21 protein-coding genes are annotated in these 16,090 nt (G+C 67.1%); 15 read left to right on the top strand and 6 right to left on the bottom strand.

The window, feature by feature from the left end; translation table 11 throughout:
• The 15 genes from VGV06_04220 to VGV06_04150 all read left to right on the top strand — a co-directional run.
• A partial coding sequence (locus VGV06_04220) for an acetamidase/formamidase family protein (protein ID HEV2054365.1) occupies window positions 1-977 on the top strand: 977 nt, incomplete at its 5' end.
• 133 nt (window positions 978-1,110) lie between these two features.
• The gene (locus VGV06_04215) at window positions 1,111-2,334 is read left to right on the top strand and encodes an MFS transporter (protein ID HEV2054364.1); all 1,224 of its coding nucleotides are present in this window, start codon (window positions 1,111-1,113) and stop codon (window positions 2,332-2,334) included.
• A 45-nt stretch (window positions 2,335-2,379) separates the two neighbouring features.
• Window positions 2,380-2,745: a VOC family protein gene (locus VGV06_04210; GenBank protein ID HEV2054363.1), complete on the top strand. Its 366-nt coding sequence runs from the start codon at window positions 2,380-2,382 to the stop codon at window positions 2,743-2,745.
• Window positions 2,746-2,764: 19 nt separating this feature from the next.
• Complete coding sequence (locus VGV06_04205) at window positions 2,765-3,976, top strand: serine hydrolase domain-containing protein (GenBank protein HEV2054362.1); 1,212 nt, start codon at window positions 2,765-2,767, stop codon at window positions 3,974-3,976.
• Window positions 3,977-4,001: 25 nt separating this feature from the next.
• Window positions 4,002-4,427: a YciI family protein gene (locus tag VGV06_04200; protein ID HEV2054361.1), complete on the top strand. Its 426-nt coding sequence runs from the start codon at window positions 4,002-4,004 to the stop codon at window positions 4,425-4,427.
• Window positions 4,428-4,429: 2 nt separating this feature from the next.
• Window positions 4,430-4,795, top strand: coding sequence for a DoxX family protein (locus tag VGV06_04195; GenBank protein ID HEV2054360.1), 366 nt, complete (start codon window positions 4,430-4,432; stop codon window positions 4,793-4,795).
• 114 nt (window positions 4,796-4,909) lie between these two features.
• A complete protein-coding gene (locus tag VGV06_04190; GenBank protein ID HEV2054359.1) occupies window positions 4,910-5,953 on the top strand; it encodes an ABC transporter substrate-binding protein in 1,044 nt (347 codons plus the stop codon).
• Between the two features lie 26 nt (window positions 5,954-5,979).
• Window positions 5,980-6,561: a hypothetical protein gene (locus VGV06_04185; GenBank protein HEV2054358.1), complete on the top strand. Its 582-nt coding sequence runs from the start codon at window positions 5,980-5,982 to the stop codon at window positions 6,559-6,561.
• Window positions 6,562-6,570: 9 nt separating this feature from the next.
• Window positions 6,571-7,023 carry a YaiI/YqxD family protein gene (locus tag VGV06_04180; protein HEV2054357.1) on the top strand — a complete coding sequence of 151 codons (453 nt, stop codon included), beginning with the start codon at window positions 6,571-6,573 and terminating at the stop codon, window positions 7,021-7,023.
• A gap of 109 nt (window positions 7,024-7,132) precedes the next feature.
• Entirely contained in the window at window positions 7,133-7,588 is a 456-nt protein-coding gene (locus VGV06_04175) for a hypothetical protein (protein ID HEV2054356.1), read from the top strand.
• 538 nt (window positions 7,589-8,126) lie between these two features.
• Window positions 8,127-9,320: an amino acid ABC transporter substrate-binding protein gene (locus VGV06_04170; protein HEV2054355.1), complete on the top strand. Its 1,194-nt coding sequence runs from the start codon at window positions 8,127-8,129 to the stop codon at window positions 9,318-9,320.
• Between the two features lie 52 nt (window positions 9,321-9,372).
• Window positions 9,373-10,359, top strand: a complete 987-nt coding sequence (locus tag VGV06_04165; protein HEV2054354.1) for a branched-chain amino acid ABC transporter permease — start codon at window positions 9,373-9,375, stop codon at window positions 10,357-10,359.
• 9 nt (window positions 10,360-10,368) lie between these two features.
• Window positions 10,369-11,307, top strand: a complete 939-nt coding sequence (locus VGV06_04160; GenBank protein ID HEV2054353.1) for a branched-chain amino acid ABC transporter permease — start codon at window positions 10,369-10,371, stop codon at window positions 11,305-11,307.
• A 13-nt stretch (window positions 11,308-11,320) separates the two neighbouring features.
• Window positions 11,321-12,097: an ABC transporter ATP-binding protein gene (locus VGV06_04155; GenBank protein HEV2054352.1), complete on the top strand. Its 777-nt coding sequence runs from the start codon at window positions 11,321-11,323 to the stop codon at window positions 12,095-12,097.
• 7 nt (window positions 12,098-12,104) lie between these two features.
• Complete coding sequence (locus tag VGV06_04150; protein HEV2054351.1) at window positions 12,105-12,896, top strand: ABC transporter ATP-binding protein; 792 nt, start codon at window positions 12,105-12,107, stop codon at window positions 12,894-12,896.
• A 19-nt stretch (window positions 12,897-12,915) separates the two neighbouring features.
• On the opposite strand, the gene VGV06_04145 is transcribed toward VGV06_04150, so the two are convergent.
• From VGV06_04145 to VGV06_04120, 6 genes are all read right to left on the bottom strand, one after another.
• Window positions 12,916-13,137, bottom strand: a complete 222-nt coding sequence (locus tag VGV06_04145) for a hypothetical protein (protein ID HEV2054350.1) — start codon at window positions 13,135-13,137, stop codon at window positions 12,916-12,918.
• 60 nt (window positions 13,138-13,197) lie between these two features.
• Window positions 13,198-13,509 carry a type II toxin-antitoxin system RelE/ParE family toxin gene (locus VGV06_04140; protein HEV2054349.1) on the bottom strand — a complete coding sequence of 104 codons (312 nt, stop codon included), beginning with the start codon at window positions 13,507-13,509 and terminating at the stop codon, window positions 13,198-13,200.
• A gap of 3 nt (window positions 13,510-13,512) precedes the next feature.
• On the bottom strand, window positions 13,513-13,770 hold the full coding sequence (locus VGV06_04135) for a hypothetical protein (protein HEV2054348.1): 258 nt from the start codon (window positions 13,768-13,770) through the stop codon (window positions 13,513-13,515).
• A gap of 87 nt (window positions 13,771-13,857) precedes the next feature.
• Window positions 13,858-14,970, bottom strand: coding sequence for an LLM class flavin-dependent oxidoreductase (locus VGV06_04130; GenBank protein ID HEV2054347.1), 1,113 nt, complete (start codon window positions 14,968-14,970; stop codon window positions 13,858-13,860).
• A 40-nt stretch (window positions 14,971-15,010) separates the two neighbouring features.
• A complete protein-coding gene (locus VGV06_04125; protein ID HEV2054346.1) occupies window positions 15,011-15,805 on the bottom strand; it encodes an SDR family oxidoreductase in 795 nt (264 codons plus the stop codon).
• Between the two features lie 84 nt (window positions 15,806-15,889).
• On the bottom strand, window positions 15,890-16,090 hold a 201-nt coding region (locus VGV06_04120), incomplete at its 5' end, for a GNAT family N-acetyltransferase (GenBank protein ID HEV2054345.1).

The raw sequence follows: 16,090 nt of genomic DNA, 5'->3' as shown, positions 1-16,090 counted from the left end.
TTGGCGTCCACATCTGCACGGGGCCGGTCGCGGTCCGCGAGGCGGAGCCTGGGGACATCCTCGAGGTCCGGATCATCGACGTGAAGCCGAGGCCCTGCGCCAATCCTTCGTACAAGGGCAAGAGTTTCGGGAGCAACGCCGCCGCCTGGTGGGGTTTCCATTACAAGGACCTCCTGACAGAGCCCAAGCCGCGCGAGGTGATCACCATCTACGAAGTTGATGCGAGCGGCGAGCGGAACTGGGCGAAGGCCGTCTATAACTTCCGCTGGACGCCGCAGACGGATCCCTTCGGTGTGGTCCACAAGACCATCGACTACCCCGGTGTCCCTGTCGACCATCGCACGGTGCAGGAGACCCAGGGCGTGCTCAAGAACATCCGCGTGCCCATCCGGCCTCACTTCGGCGTGCTCGGCCTGGCGCCCGCCGAGGCCGACATGGTCGACTCCATTCCGCCCAGCTACACGGGAGGCAACATCGACGACTGGCGCATCGGCAAGGGCGCCACGATGTACTACCCGGTTGCGGTCAAAGGGGCGTTACTCTCTGCTGGAGACTCCCACGCCTCGCAGGGCGACTCCGAGCTCTGCGGCACCGCCATCGAGTGCTCGCTCACCGGCACCTTCCAGCTCATCGTGCACAAGCGCGCCAGCCTGGCGGGGACCGCGCTGGCGGGGCTCAACTATCCGCTGCTGGAGACCCAGGACGAGTGGGTCCTGCACGGGTTCAGCTATGCGAACTACTTAGCAGAGCTCGGACCCGACGCGCAGAGCCAGATCTACGGCAAATCCTCGATTGATCTGGCGATGCGCGATGCATTCCGGAAGATGCGGCACTTCCTGATGACGACCAAGGGCTTGAGCGAGGACGAAGCGATCTCGCTCATGTCCGTCGCCGTGGACTTCGGCGTGACGCAGGTAGTGGACGGCAACTGGGGCGTCCACGCCATCATCAAGAAGAACCTGTTCGCAGGCGCGTAGAAAGTTCAGGTCGTCCACAGTCGTTAGGGAAAGCGGGCACTTCCAGAGCATTGGAGGTGCCCGCTGTGTTTTTCGCCGGTAGGTCGATCTCGAGCCGCTCCGTTCGACTATGCAGTGAGGGAGGAACCTCTTCGTGAAGCTCTTCTACGGCTGGGTCATCGTGGGCGCGGGGATCGTCGTGACCTGCATCGGGTTCGGAGCGATGCTCTCGCTCAGCATCTTCCTCCAGCCCATGTCGGAAGCGATGGGCTGGTCGCGGACGGGCATCTCGACGGCCGCGCTCCTCAACTGGCTCTGCATGGGTGTCGGAACGTTCGTCTGGGGGGCGCTCTCCGACCGCATCGGCACGCGTCCGGTCGTGCTCTGCGGGGCCGTCCTGCTCGGCCTCGGCCTGGTGACGGCGAGCCAGGCGACCTCCCTCATTCAGTTCCAGGTCCTCTTCGGGGTGCTGGTCGGCGTGGCCGCGGGCAGCTTCTACGTGCCGGTGACGGCGACGACCACCCGCTGGTTCACCCGGCATCGCAGTCTCGCCGTCGCGCTTGTGTCGGCGGGGATCAGCCTCGGCTCGGCGACAGTGGGGCCCCTCGCGCGCTGGATGATCACCAGCTACGACTGGCGCACCGCCATGTTCGTGATCGGCGAGCTCGCACTGCTCCTCATCATTCCCGCCGCATTGCTCGTGCGCGAGCCGCCGGCGCCGCCCCGCGGCACCGGTGCCGCGGCGATGTCCGGTGCCGATGGCCGTGAGTTCACGGTGGCGCAGGCGCTGCGCACGCCGCAGTTCGCCGCCATCGCGCTCGCGTACTTCGCGTGCTGCGCGGCACACTCGGGTCCGATCTTCCACATGGTCACCTACGCGATCGACCACGGCGTCACTGCGATGGCCGCCACCACCGTGCTCAGCGTGGCGGGCCTCGCCTCGCTGGGCGGCAAGATCATCTGCGGGCTCGTGGCCGACCGCGTCGGCGCGAAGCGCACGCTGCTCGCGGGGCTCGCCATCCAGGCGGTCGCCGTGAGCCTCTACGTGTTCACCCGCGAGATCGCGAGCTTCTACGCGCTCGCGCTGATGTTCGGCTTCGCCTACGGCGGCGTGATGCCGCTCTACGCGATCCTCGTGCGCGAGTACTTCGGCGCGCGGATCATGGGCACCGCGTTCGGCGCGGTCGCCTTCGTGTCCACCCTGGGCATGGCGCTGGGGCCGTGGGCCGGGGGGTGGCTCTACGACTCGTTCGGCAGCTACTTCTGGCTCTACATCGGCTCGTTCGGGATCGGCCTCGGGGCCGTGGCCATCGCGTTCACCTTCCGCCCGCCACGGTCGCTCCCGGCCGCGCTGCCGAGGCCGAGCCTGGCCCACTGAGTGTCCAGGGGGAGTGCTCGCTCGTCTACGAAAGGGGTCACAGCAATGATCAAGGGACTGTCCGGTGCGACGATCTGGAGCGAGGATCTGAACAAGCTGCTGCCGTTCTATCGTGAGGTCCTGGGTCTGACGGTGAGGCTCGAAACACCGGCGTTCGTCGTGTTCGGCGAGGCCGGGACGCCGGCGCTCGCGCTGGGTACCCACAGCGAGGTCCACGGCCGCAATGCCGACCCGGCGCGCCATATGGTCGGCCTCATGACCGACGACATCACGGCGGACTGGAAGCGATTGAAGGGCGCCGGGGTGGAGTTCGTCGAGGATCCGAAGGACTACGGCAACCTATGGATCGCCACCTTGAAGGATCCCGAAGGCAACATGGTCCAGCTCCTGCAGTTCAACCGCACGAGCTGACAGACCCCCGGAACACTTGATGAGCACCGGAGGACTGTCCAAGGCGCGGCTCGGCCGCATGCACGACGTCATGGCCGGCCATGTCGAGCGCGGTGGCGTGCCCGGCCTTGTCACGCTGGTCAGCCGGCGGGGCGAGGTGCACGTCGATGCGATCGGTCTGAAGGCGGTCGGCGGTCGCGACCCGATCGGGCGCGACACGATCTTCCGCATCTCCTCGATGACCAAGCCGATCACGGCCGCGGCGACGATGATCCTGGTGGAGGAATGCAAGCTGCGGCTGGACGAGCCGGTTGATCGGCTGCTGCCCGAGCTGGCCGACCGCAAGGTCATGAAGCGGTTCGACGGACCGCTCGACGACACCGTGCCCGCGCACCGGCCGATCACCGTGCGCGACCTGCTGACCTTCCGCATGGGCTTCGGCATCGTCATGGCCCCAACAGACGCGACGCCGATCCAGAAGGCCATGAGCGAGCAGCTCCTCGGCCAGGGGCCGCCAAGTCCGGCGACGACGCCTGCGCCGGACGAGTGGATCCGCCGCCTGGGGACGCTGCCGCTGATGCACCAGCCGGGCGAGAAGTGGATGTACCACACGGGGTCCGACGTGCTGGGCGTGCTGATCGCGCGCGCCTCGGGCCAGGCGCTCGAGACGTTCTTGCGCGAACGGCTCTTCGAGCCGCTCGGCATGAAGGACACGGGCTTCAGCGTGCCCGCGACCAAGCTGGACCGGCTCGCGACCAGCTACTGGACGAATCCCGAAACCGGGGCGCTCGGGCTCTATGACGAGGCCGAGGGTGGCCAATGGAGCCGCCCGCCCGCATTCCCGTCCGGCGGCGCGGGGCTGGTTTCGACCATCGACGACTACCTGGCCTTCGGTCAGATGATGCTCGGCAAGGGCAAACACGGCAGCGAGCGCATCCTGTCCAGGCCTTCGGTCGAGACCATGACGACCGATCAGCTGACACCCGAGCAGAAGGCAGTGTCCGCGTTGGTCGCCGGCTACTTTGACAGCCACGGTTGGGGGTTCGGCGTGTCCATGGTCACTCGGCGTGACGCCGTGGCCGCGGTTCCCGGACAGTTCGGCTGGGACGGCGGCCTGGGTACGTCGTGGCGTTCGGACCCCAAGGAGGAGATGGTCGGGATCCTGATGACCCAGCACGCCTGGACTTCCCCCAGTCCTCCGGATGTCTGTCTCGATTTCTGGACCTCGGCCTACCAGGCGATCGACGACTGAGCGCTGAGAGAAAGGAGACACTACGATGCGATTCATGGTGCTGGTCAAAGCTGACAAGAACACGGAGGCGGGCCTTCTCCCGGATGAGAAGCTCCTTACCGAGATGGGGAAGTACAACGAGGAGCTGGTGAAAGCCGGCGTGCTGCTCGCGGCCGAGGGGCTCCACCCGAGCTCGAAGGGCGCGCGCGTCAAGTTCTCCGGAGGGAAGCGGACCGTGATCGACGGGCCCTTCCCTGAGGCGAAGGAGCTGGTCGCCGGCTTCTGGCTGTTCCAGGTGAAGTCGAAGGAAGAGGCGATCGAATGGGTCAAGCGCTGCCCCAATCCCCTCGCCGGGGAGGCCGAGATCGAGATTCGCCAGGTGTTCGAGGCGTCGGACTTCGGTCCCGCCCTCACTCCCGAGCTCAGGGAGGCAGAGGAGCGCCTGCGCGCGCAGGTGGCGGTGAAGCAGTAGCCATGAACCTCGCGCTGTGGATCGTTCAGGGGCTGCTCGCGCTCCTCTTTCTATTCACCGGTGGCATGAAGTTGGTCATGCCGCTCGAAGAGCTGACGAAGCAGATGCCGCTGCCGGGCCCGTTCGTGCGATTCATCGGCGTGGCCGAGGTGCTCGGCGCTATCGGCCTGATCCTCCCCGGTCTCCTTCGCATTCGGCCGGGCCTGACAGCGCTGGCCGCCGCCGGGCTGGTGATCATCATGACGGGTGCGACAGGGATCACGCTGGCGGGCGGTGATGTCGCGATGGCGCTGATCCCGCTGGTGATGGGGCTCCTCTCGGCCTTCGTCGCCTACGGCCGCTCGCGGCTGGCGCCGCAGCGTGAGTAGTCTCGCCCGTCAGCGCGCCAGACTCCCGGAGCATCGGGAGCGTCCGATTTTCTTTTGGTGTGGTCCGCGATCGGGGAGCCCGCGGCGCGCTTGACGTTGACTGTCTCGTCGCATATGGTCGCGGTGTTCCATCGCATTGTCGGGAGGAGATACCTTGTGACCACCAGGCCGCTCGCACTCGTACTGGCCGCGCTGCTTGCCATCGTCACGGCACCGCCGTCGGCGACGCCCGCGCCTCCGCCAGGCAAGGTTCTGCGCATCGGGCTGCTTTACGGTATTCGGCCGACGTTCGAGCCGGCTTCGAATCCCGTTGATCGCGCACTGGTGGACGGGCTCCGCGCGAGCGGGTACGAGCTGGGGCGCAACGTCACGATCGAGTTCCGAAGCGCCCAGGGAAATCCGGAGCGGCTCCCCGAGCTGGCCGCCGAGCTCGTGCGGCTCAAGGTCGATATCCTGGTTACCGTGGGTACGGGGCCGACCTTGGCCGCGCGGGAGGCCACCCAGACCATTCCGATCGTGGTGGTCGGCTTCGCCGATCTGGTGGCTGCCGGCATCGTCGCCAGTCTGGCGCGCCCTGGAGGCAACATCACCGGGGTGAGCGTGAACGCCGCCGAGATCAGCGCCAAGCGCGTGCAGCTGCTCCAGGAGGCAGTGCCGAAGCTCTCGCGCGTGGCGGTGCTCTGGAACTCGAACTTGATAGGGATGATGCTCAGCTTTCAGCAGATCGAGATGGCAGCGCCGAGTCGTGGGGTGACCGTGCAGTCTGTCCGCGTGTCAAGCTCCGACGACTTCGACCGGGCGTTTGCGGCAATGAGCCGGGAGCGGCCCGGCGGGCTCATCGTGCTGTTTGGACCCATGCGGGGCAACGACTTGCCCCGGATCGTCGAGTTCGTTACCCGTACGCGGCTGCCTGCGATCTTCGAAGTTGGGCAGGGGGTCAGAGGGGGCGGCCTCATGGAGTTTGGCCCGAGCCTGCCGGATCTCGCGCGCCATGTCGGGGCCTACGTCGACAAGATCGCGAATGGAGCCCGGCCAGGCGACCTACCCGTAGAAGAGCCCACCAGATTCGAGCTGGTCATCAACCTCAAAGCCGCCCGGACGCTGGGGCTCACCATTCCGCCGTCGCTGCTGCTGCGCGCCGATCGCGTCGTCGAATAGTCCCCCGACCGACAAGGAGAAGCGTGATGGCCTCACCCGTCGATCCCAACAGCGTCCTCATGACCGGCGAGAACTCGTTCATCCGGCTCAGCCTGGATGGCGGCACGACGCTGTCGACCCGCGTGAGCCACTGGCGCGTGCTCTGGTGCGCCGCGGGGGCTGGTCATGCGCTCTTCATGCAATCGCCGCTCACCAACGGCGCCGTGCAGGTCTACAGCGACAATATCGCGGTGACACGTTGGCTTCAGCGCACGATCGAGTCGCTGCTCTTTCCCGCCTTCGCCGACACCGCCCTGCCCGTGATCGGCGCGCAGTTCTCTCGCTTGGGCGACCCGCGCGCGACCGCCGGCGAGACCGTGACCTCGGCCACCGAGCGCATCCGCCTCACGTGGTACGACTGCCTCGAGCCCTTCGTGCTCACGATGGCGCCGGGGATGAACAACCGGCCCATCGGCGTCTTCAGCACCTTCTTCCCCGCGAAGTCGGCTCAGATCGAAGTGAGCGGCCGTTTCGCTCCCGGCGCGCCGTGGGCGGAGACGCGGGGAGACCGGCAGAGCTCGAGCGCGTGCCTGGCGTGGTCGGAGACGTGGGTGAAGCCGCGGGGCTAGAGGCGCTGAGTGCAGATCTGGGTAGACGCGGATGCGTGCCCGCAAGTCATCAAGGAGATCCTGTTCCGGGCCGCCGAGCGCGCGCAGGTCCTGACGACGCTGGTCGCGAACGCGCCGCTCCGCACCCCGCCGTCACCCTTCATCAGGAGCGTCCGGGTGGCGAGGGGCTTCGACGTGGCCGACCACCGCATCGTGCAGGAAGTCCAGCCCGGGGACTTAGTGATCACGGCCGACATACCCCTGGCCGCCGAAGTGATCGCGCGCGGTGCGCACGCGCTCGATCCGCGAGGAGAGCTCTACTCGGAGGACAATGTCCGTGAGCGCCTCGCCATGCGCAACCTCATGCAGGAGCTGCGCTCGACCGGTGCTGTCCTCGGCGGGCCGGCGCCGTTCGACCAGAGCGACCGGCAGCTCTTCGCCAATCACCTCGACCACTTCCTGAGAAGGGATCGACCCGCGTAAATTGGCTTCACTCTAGCACTGTGGCAGACGCGGCGTGCCCTCGGCCTGAGAGGCGCGGGAACCAAAGGAGATACCGCCAGGTTGTGGTATCGAAGGAGACGACATCGCGATGCTCCGACGTCGACTCATGGAACTGCTCGCCGTCTCCGGCTGTCTGGTCGGGATCCTCAGCTGTGCCCCGCAGGCGCTGCTCCGCCCTCGGCAGGTCGATCAGGTGCCCCGCGGGCAGTACAACGTGACGGTCTCCGAAGACCCAAGCGGCAGCCGGCAGTACAACGCCGTGCTGTTCGAGACGACAGCAGCCCCCGTAAGGCTCGACCTCCCCAGAGTCAACCGTAAGGGTATGGCGGAGCCCGATGACTACGCAGCCGTCCTGAAGGCTGGCTTTGTCGTCTACGAGCTGCCGAGCGCCGCTGGAGTCGTAACGGGCTACCTCGTGGTACCCGCGCGAGCGCAGGTGATGATCTGGGATCAAGGTGCAGCACGGGGCGGGATCGTGGTGACCGTGACCGGTCTGCCGAACGCGCCCGAGTCAGGGGGTGCCGGCGGTGGGAGCGGCATGTAAGTGACAAGGAGGCCCACGGCCATGCTGAAACTTGTTGTCGTACTCCTGGGGATCGCGTCGTTGGTCGCCGCGTGTGGGCCGACAGCCACCGGGACTCTCAGTCCGGCCGAGGAGTGCGCGAAGAGCGGCGGGGTTTGGCGCTCTGCTCTGGGCCTATGCGACCGATCGGCAGGCGGGGGCGGCGGCTACTAAAGCACGAAGCAGCCGGCGCCACTTTGAGCCCGCCTGGACGCGGCGGGTGTCGAGGCCGCCAGTGCTCCAGCAGAGCGCCGCCGCGGCGACCAGCCAGAAGCCTTCCCGGCGGGTCCGCCCGGCCGCATGCTCGAGCGTCCGTGCGCGTCCGACGCTTGGGTGATCCGAAGTCACGAGGCAGCAGTCTAGCAGCGAGGCGGATGCGCTGCGGCCCTTTCCCCTGTTGTTGACAGCCCGCAATTGGAGTAGAGTGCCCGCCACTTGTCGCTGGCCGATCTGTCCTGTCCGAGAACATAAGGGAGGAACGACGCTCATGCGCTCACGACCGCCCCTAGCAGGCCTGTTCGTGACGCCGATCCGGACTCTCGCGGGCGCGCTGGGGGTGCTGCTCCTGGCCGGCGCCGTCCCGGCCTGGGCTAACCACCGCCCGAACAACGAGGCGCTCATCGGCGGCGCGATCTCCCAGACCGGGCGCTACGCCGAGCCGGCGAGTCGCCAGGTCAACTCGATCAAGATGTGGGTCGACGAGGTGAACGCCCGCGGCGGCCTGCTGGGTCACAAGGTCCGCCTCATCCTGCTCGACGACAAGTCCGACACCCAGACCAGTATCAAGCTCTACGAGAAGCTGATCACCGAGGACAAGGTCGACCTGATCCTGGGTCCGTACTCGAGCGGCATCACCGAGGCGGTCACCAACGTCACCGAACGCTACAAGATGCCGTTCGTGGCCTATGGGGCGGCGTCCAGCCCCATCTGGGAGAAGGGGCGGCGTTACATCTTCAACATCGTCGCCGTCGCCGAGGACTACCAGAAGGGCGCGGTGCACCTCGCCAAGCAGATCGGCGTGAAGAAGGCGGCCATCATCGGCGAGGACAGCCTCTTCCCACGCCAGGCCGGCAAGGGCGCCAAGGACTGGGCCAAGCAGCTCGGCATCGAGATCGTGATCGAGGAGAACTATCCGCTGAAGCAGACCGACTTCACCGCGCTGCTCCAGAAGATCAAGGCGGCCGGCGCTGAGGCGGTCTTCTCCAACAGCTACTTCGCGGATTCGGCCGCCCAGCTCCGCCAGATGCACGAGCAGAACATGAACTTCAAGCTGTACTGCAGCACGATCGGCCCAGCGCTGCCGAACTTCCCGGAGCAGCTCGGCGCGACGGCCGAGTACGTGCTCGGCTTCAGCCAGTGGGAGCCGCTGCCCAAGATCCTCAAGCACCCGGGTATGGAGGAGTATATCGCGAACTACGAGAAGCGCTTTGGCGAGAAGCCCAACTACCACGCCGGCACGGCCTACGGCGCCTTGCAGGTAACCGAGGCCGCTGTCAAGAAGGCGGGCGGCTTCGACAGCGAGAAGCTGCGCGAGGCGCTGGCCACGATCGAGGTGCAGACGGTCTTCGGCCGCTACAAGGTGGACGCCAAGGGCATGAACGCCCACGAGGGCATCACCTTCCAGGTCCTCAGGGGCCAGCGCCGCGTGGTGTGGCCGGAGAAGTGGGCGGAGACGAAGGCCGAGCTGCCGATGCCAGAGTGGAGCAAGCGGTAGCACCGGGCCGGAGTCGCGCGCGCTGACCCCGCCCTGACCCCCGCCCTTACCCATGGAGCGCAGCGACGTCCGCAGCCTGTACCTGCTCGGCGCCTTTCTCGTGTGCGCCTACGCCCTGCCCTTCCTGGTTGGCGGCTGGGCCGGCACGGTACACGCCGACGAGGCGTGGCTGGGCATCCTCGCCACTGTCGTTGTGAGCGGCGTCATGCAGGGCGGGGTCTATGCGATGTTCGCCGTGGGCCTCACGCTGATCTTCGGGGTGATGCGCATCATCAACGCCGCCCACGGCGAGATGGTGATGATGGGCGCCTACCTGACGTGGGTGTCCTTCTTCTACCTGGGGGTCGATCCGCTGCTGTCGCTGGTCCTCACCCTGCCGGTCGCGTTCCTGTTCGGCGTGGCGGTGCAGAAGCTGCTGCTGAACGCCGCCGTCGGCGCGCCCGAGCTGACGGGGCTCCTGATCACCTTCGGCCTCGGCCTCACGATGATCTACACCGCGGAGCTGATCTTCACCACGGACTTCCGGACGATCCCGTACGCGCCCGGCACGATCCAGCTCACCAGCACCATCGCGGTCGGCCGGAACCGGATGATCAGCTTCGCGATGGCGGTGGTGATCTCCCTCGGCGTCTACCTGTTCCTGAAGCTGACCCGCCTGGGCAAGGCGGTCCGGGCGACCGCCCTGAACGCGGAGGTCGCCATGGTGTGCGGCATCAACGTGCGCTGGATCTACCTGATCACGACCGGTCTCGCGGCGGCGCTGGCCGTGGCGGGCGGGGCGCTCGTGTCCATCCAGTTCGGATTCAACCCCGAGACCGGCGTCGTCTACACATTGCAGGCCTTCGCCATCGTCATCCTCGGCGGACGCGGCCATTATGTGGGCGCGCTGATCGGTGGGCTCATGCTGGCGGTCCTCGAGAACCTCGTCTCGCTCATGGTCCCCAACGGCACGGCCATGGTCGAGCTGGCCGCCTACGGCTTGATGATCTTCGTCCTCCTCATCCGTCCGGGTGGCCTGATGGGCGTGAAGGAAGGCTGAGCCGGCACGGTGACGTGGCGCGAGCACCTCCGGAATCTGGCCCTCCTGGGACTGTGCGGGGTCGCGCTCGCGATCCTTCCTCCCGCGCTCAGCGTCTACCTCCGCTCCTTCCTGCTGTTCACGATGATGTACGTCGTCCTCGCGCTCTCCTGGAACATCATCAGCGGCTTCACCGGCTACACGTCGTTCGGCCACGTGGCGTTCTACGGGATCGGCGCCTACGCCTGCGCCATCCTCGTGACCGACTACGGCTGGTTCTGGCTTTCCGCGCTCGCCGTCGGTGCCGGGGTGGCCGCGGCCGTCGGGGTCGCGATCGGCTATCCGGTGCTGCGCCTCAAGGGCCCCTACTTCGCCATCGCCATGCTCGGCGCGGCGGAGGGGACGCGTGTCATCGCCACCGTGTGGGACAGCCTGACCCACGGCGGGCTGGGCATCAGTCTGCCGAGCGCCGAGACCTCCATGGAGACCTATTACGCGATGCTGGCGCTGATGCTGCTGACGATCGTGGTCGCCTATGGGGTCGGGCACTCCCGGTTCGGCGTCCGCCTCAACGCCATCCGCGAGGACGAGGGGGCCGCCGAGGCGCTCGGGATCAACGCCACACTCTACAAGCTGGCGGCGTTCGTGCTCTCGGCGGTGTTCCCGGCCGTGGCCGGCGGGATCCAGGCCTATAAGGTCCTCTACATCGACCCGCCGTCGGTGTTCTTCGTCCAGATCACCATCGCCATGGCGCTCATGTCGATGCTCGGCGGCAAGGGCACGGTCATCGGTCCCATCCTGGGCGCGGTCCTGCTCTATACAGCCCAGGAGCTGACCTGGGTCAATTTCCCGACGGCCCACCTCATCGCATACGGCCTCTTCATCGTCCTGGTCGCGCGCTTCATGCCGCGCGGCCTCGTGGGCTTCGCCATCGACCGGGGCTGGGTTCGCAAGGGCATGGTTCACTGATGAGAGCCCACTGATGGTACCGAGCGCGGATGAGATCGTCCTGGAAGCTCGCGACCTCCGCAAGGCCTTCGGCAGGGTCCGGGCCGTGGACGGCTGCAGCTTCGTCGTCCCCCACCGCAAGATCTCCGGCCTCATCGGGCCCAACGGCTCGGGCAAGACGACGACCTTCAATCTGCTCACGGGACTCACGACGCCCGACTCCGGTCAGGTGATCTACAAGGGGGAGAGCCTCGCCGGCCTCAAGCCGTACCAGATCTTCCGCAAAGGCATCACGCGGACGTTCCAGATCACGCGCATCTTTCGCGAGATGACGGTCTTGGAGAACATGCTGTCGGTGACCGGGCTCCGCGTGCCCGATCGGGTCGCGCGCGCGCGGGCCGCGGAGCTGATCGCGTTCGTCAACCTCGGCCATCTCCGCGCCGAATACGGCGGGCGGCTCTCCTACGGGCAGCAGAAGCTCCTGGAGTTCGCCCGGGCGCTCATGACCGACCCCGACCTGATCCTGCTCGACGAGCCGGCCGCCGGCGTCAACCGGACGCTGCTCCAGCACCTGCTCGAGCACATCCACCGGCTGCAGGAGCAGGGCAAGACGATCGTGATCGTCGAGCACGACATGAACGTGATCATGAACCACTGCGACCGGATCTTCGTCATGGACTACGGCGTGAAGATCGCCGAGGGGCCGCCGGCCGAGATTCAGCGTGACCCGCGCGTCCTCGAAGCCTACTTCGGCCGCCGCCGGCGCCCGGATGACGCGGGGTCGACGCCGGGCGCGCCTCGGATGGGCTAGCGTGGCGCTGCTCGAGCTCCGCGACGTCGAGGCCGGCTACGGGTCGCTCCAGATCCTCCACGGTGTATCGCTCCACGTGAACGCGGGCGAGGTGGTCTCGGTGATCGGCCCCAACGGGGCGGGCAAGTCGACCGCCTTCAAGGTCATCATGGGGTTCATCAGCCACCTCGGCGGTCAGATCGTGTTCGACGGGCACGACCTGGTCGGCCGGCAGCCCGACCGCATCCTCGCCCTCGGCCTCGGATACGTGCCCCAGGGCCGCGTCGTGTTCGGCCCGATGACCGTGCGCGAGAACCTCGAGATGGGCGCCTACCTCGAGCGGGACAAGGCCAAGATCAACGCGTCCCTGGAGTACGTCTTCTCGCTCTTCCCCCGGCTCCGCGAGCGCCCTCGTCAGCTGGCGGGGACGATGAGCGGCGGCGAGCAGCAGATGCTGGCCATGGGGCGCGCCCTCATGATGCGGCCGAAGATGATGATGCTCGACGAACCGTCGCTCGGCCTCAGCCCCCGCTTCGTCGACGATGTCTTCGACAGGATCGTCGAGCTGGCGCGGGACGGTCTCACGGTGATGCTGGTGGAGCAGAACGCCGCCCGGGCGCTGGAAATCTCCGATCGGGGGTATGTCCTGGAGTTGGGACGAAACCGGTTCGAGGGCGCAGGGCAGGCCCTGCTCCAGAATCCCGAGGTCAAGCGGCTGTATCTCGGGTATGGCGTGGCGGTGCACACGCCGCGTGGCGACGAGACCGCGCGAGGTGACGCGATGCCGGGCCCCGGGCCGACGTCGGGCCTCGAGCGGTGAGCGAGCCCGCCGCCTCGAGCTAGCGGCGCGGGGCCTCGATCGCGGGCGCGCCCGGAATCTGGATGAAGGGCACCACGCTGCCGCCCAGCGAGTACTGGGGCAGGCGGCCGTCCCAGCGCGACAGGTACTGCTGCTGGATGAGCACCGGCGTCAGTGATGAGGACACCCGGCCGTTGTAGTTGGCCTCGGCCTCGCCCTTGATCCGGAGCGCGTCGGCCACGCCCTTGGCCTCGGCCGCCACGATCTCCGCCTGGCGCTGGGCCTGGATCAGCTCGTAGCGCTTCTGCGATGCGATAGGTCTTCATGGACGGTCCCTCAGGTAGCTTTCCAAGCTCCGATAGAAGTTCTCGTGGACGGCCACGTCCAATGCCTCGATGATATTGGGCTTGGCGTGGAAGTAATAGGCCAGGAGATACTGCCGGTCATCGGCCTTGAATGTGACGACCCGAACTCCTTTCAATGCGCCCTTTTTCATCTCGCCCACCAGCGGGTTGTCCATCAAGGCCTTGATCTGCGAGTCCACTTCGGCCTGAACGACGGGGGACAGCCGCCGCTTCGACTTCATGAAGCGCGGGACTGCCCTGGCCTGCCGCTCAGGCGGCTTGGCGGTCATCGGCTACTTGAGCAGGCCCCACTTGTACGGTACAGACAGGCCGGCCCGGCTCTCCTCAGCGCCCTCCAGCAGGCCCTCGATGAAGCTCAACGGCAGGTCGGGATTGTCAGAGGCCACGATGCCGAGATGTGCGTAGTACTTCATCTGCTCGGACAGAGTCCGCTTGCTCGCTGCCGCCCGAGCCCGCAGGATCCGGAGCATCGAGCGCTCCTCCCTGCCGAACCGTACCGAGATGGGATGCGTCGCCGCGGCCTTGGTCATGATGTCTCCTTGGCAGATCCGTGTTTGAGTTGTGACTACATTGTAGTCATCCTGGGGGGCCGTGTCAACCCGCGCTCTCCAGCGCGCTCAGCGCGGCGGGGTGGCTGCCGCGTGGCGCGCGAACTTCGGCATCACGTCGTTCGCGAGCAGCTCCATTGAGCGCTGCCACAGCTTGGGCTGGTCCCAGTCGTGGCCGCCCATGAGGAGCGTGCCGAAGTGGCCGGTCTCCTCGCGCAGGGCCACCAACTGGTCGAGCACGCGGCGCGGGCTGCCGGCGATGATCAGCGCGCGCTTGACCGTGTCCACGGTGACGTCCTCGTCGGGCACCTCGAGGTCCGGCTTGAGCATGAAGAGCGCCTTGCGCCCCTGCGAGAAGCTGTGGTGGAAGAAAGTGTAGTAGAACGAGAGTCCATTGTCGGGATCGGCGAGATAGTCCTCGGCCTCAGCGTCCGTCTCCGTGACCAGGATGCTGCGCGAGACGCGCCAGATGTCGGGATCGGGGCGCCGGCCGGCGGCCTCGCATCCCTCGACGTACTTCTCCCAGTGCCCGCGGAGATAGCGCTTGTGGAAGAACTGGCCCGAGATGGGAATCCACCCGCGCTCGCCGGCGGTCTTGCCGCTGCTGGAATTGGGCGTGATGAGCGAGAGCGCGATGGGCGGATGCGGCTTCTGGTATGGGCGCGGAATATAGCCCACCTTGAATTCCGGCCAGATGCCCTTGGTCAGTGAGATCTTCCAGAACTTCCCGTCGATCTCGTAGGGCGGGTCCTGGGACCAGAGCTTGAGGACGGTGTCGATGGACTCGAGCACCATTTGCGGCCGCAGCTCCGCCTGGCCGAGGTCGAAGATCTCGAGGTCGCTGACCAGGCCACCCGGGCCGATGCCCATGATGAAGCGACCCTGACACAGTTGGTCGAACATGGCCGCGTGCGCCGCCACCGTGACCGGGTGGCTCTGCGGCAGGTTGAGCACGCCCGTTCCGAAGCGGATCTGCTTGGTGCGCGAGATGAGCGTGGCGAAGAACATCAGCGGCGAGGTGATGCGCTCGCTCCAGGAGCTGAAGTGCTCGCCCACGAACGCTTCGCTGAAGCCCAGTCGATCCGCGAGGACGATGGCCTCCTGGTCCTCCGCGAGCAGGGCGGCGTAGTCACGGTCGGGATGGTGAAAAGGCATGGTGAACATGCCGAGCTTGATGGTCACAGGAGGGCTCCTTTGCTAGATTTCTCGCGATCCTACCACATCAGCTGCGGGTGATCTGCTGGAGCCCGGGCAGGCGACCGAGGAGATTGCCGGTCACGCCGCCGTCGACGACGAGATCGTGGCCGTTGACGTAGCGCGCGTCGTGCCCAAGGAGGAAGGCAACGACGTCGGCCATGTCCTCCGGCGTGGCGACACGGCCGAGCGGCACCAGCGCATCGCGCTCGGCGGCCACGCGCGGATCGGCATACACCTTGGCGGTCATGCCGGTGCGCACCATGCCGGGCGAGACCGAGTTGACGCGGATGCCGTCGCGGCCGAGCTCCTGGGCCAGTACCTTGACCAGCATGATGATGGCAGCCTTGCTCGGCCCGTAGGCGCCCAGGTTCGCGTGCGCATTGCTGCCGGACATGGACGCGATGGCGACGATGGCGCCGCGCGAGGCTTTGAGCGCCTGGTAGCCCGCCTTCGCGAGCAGCCACGTCGCGCGCGTATTGACGGCAAACATGGCGTCCCAGTCCGCGACGGCGTACTCCATGAGCGCGCCGGGCCGGTTGATGCCGGCATTGCTCACGATACCGTCGAGCCCGCCGAAGCTGGCGACGGCCTCGCCGACGGCGCGGGCCGGCGCGTCGGCCGAGCCCATGTCGGCGTGGAGCGGCAGCGCGTCGGCGCCGAGCGCCGCCAGCTCGGCGACCAGGCTGTCGAGCCCGGGCGAGGGCGCGAGATCGACCGCCGCGATCCTGGCTTTGCCTCCCTGCGACTTGGCGTCGCGCGCAAGCCGAAGACACGTTGCCCGTCCGATGCCGCTTGCCGCCCCCGTCACGAGCACGCGCATGTCCGCCTCCGTTGACCGATGGATGATCGTTGTACACCTGCGTCGGCGCCGCGCGCCAATGCCGTCTCAGCCGCCAATGCCGTGTCAGCCGGCTGGTGTCAGCGCCTTCTGCAGGTGGTACAGCTTGTGCGGGCGGCGAGGGAAGTCGTCCAGGACGTGGAGGATCTCGTAGCCCAACCTCTGGTAGAAGAACGGGGCCTGGAAGCTGAACGTGTCGAGGAAGAGCCTGTCACAGCTCCGGGCCCTCGCTTCCTGCTCCGCCGCGGCCAGGAGACGTTGCCCGTA

Source organism: Candidatus Methylomirabilota bacterium, from assembly GCA_035936835.1.
Taxonomy (GTDB): domain Bacteria; phylum Methylomirabilota; class Methylomirabilia; order Rokubacteriales; family CSP1-6; genus AR37.
This window is presented reverse-complemented; position numbering and strand designations above follow the sequence as displayed.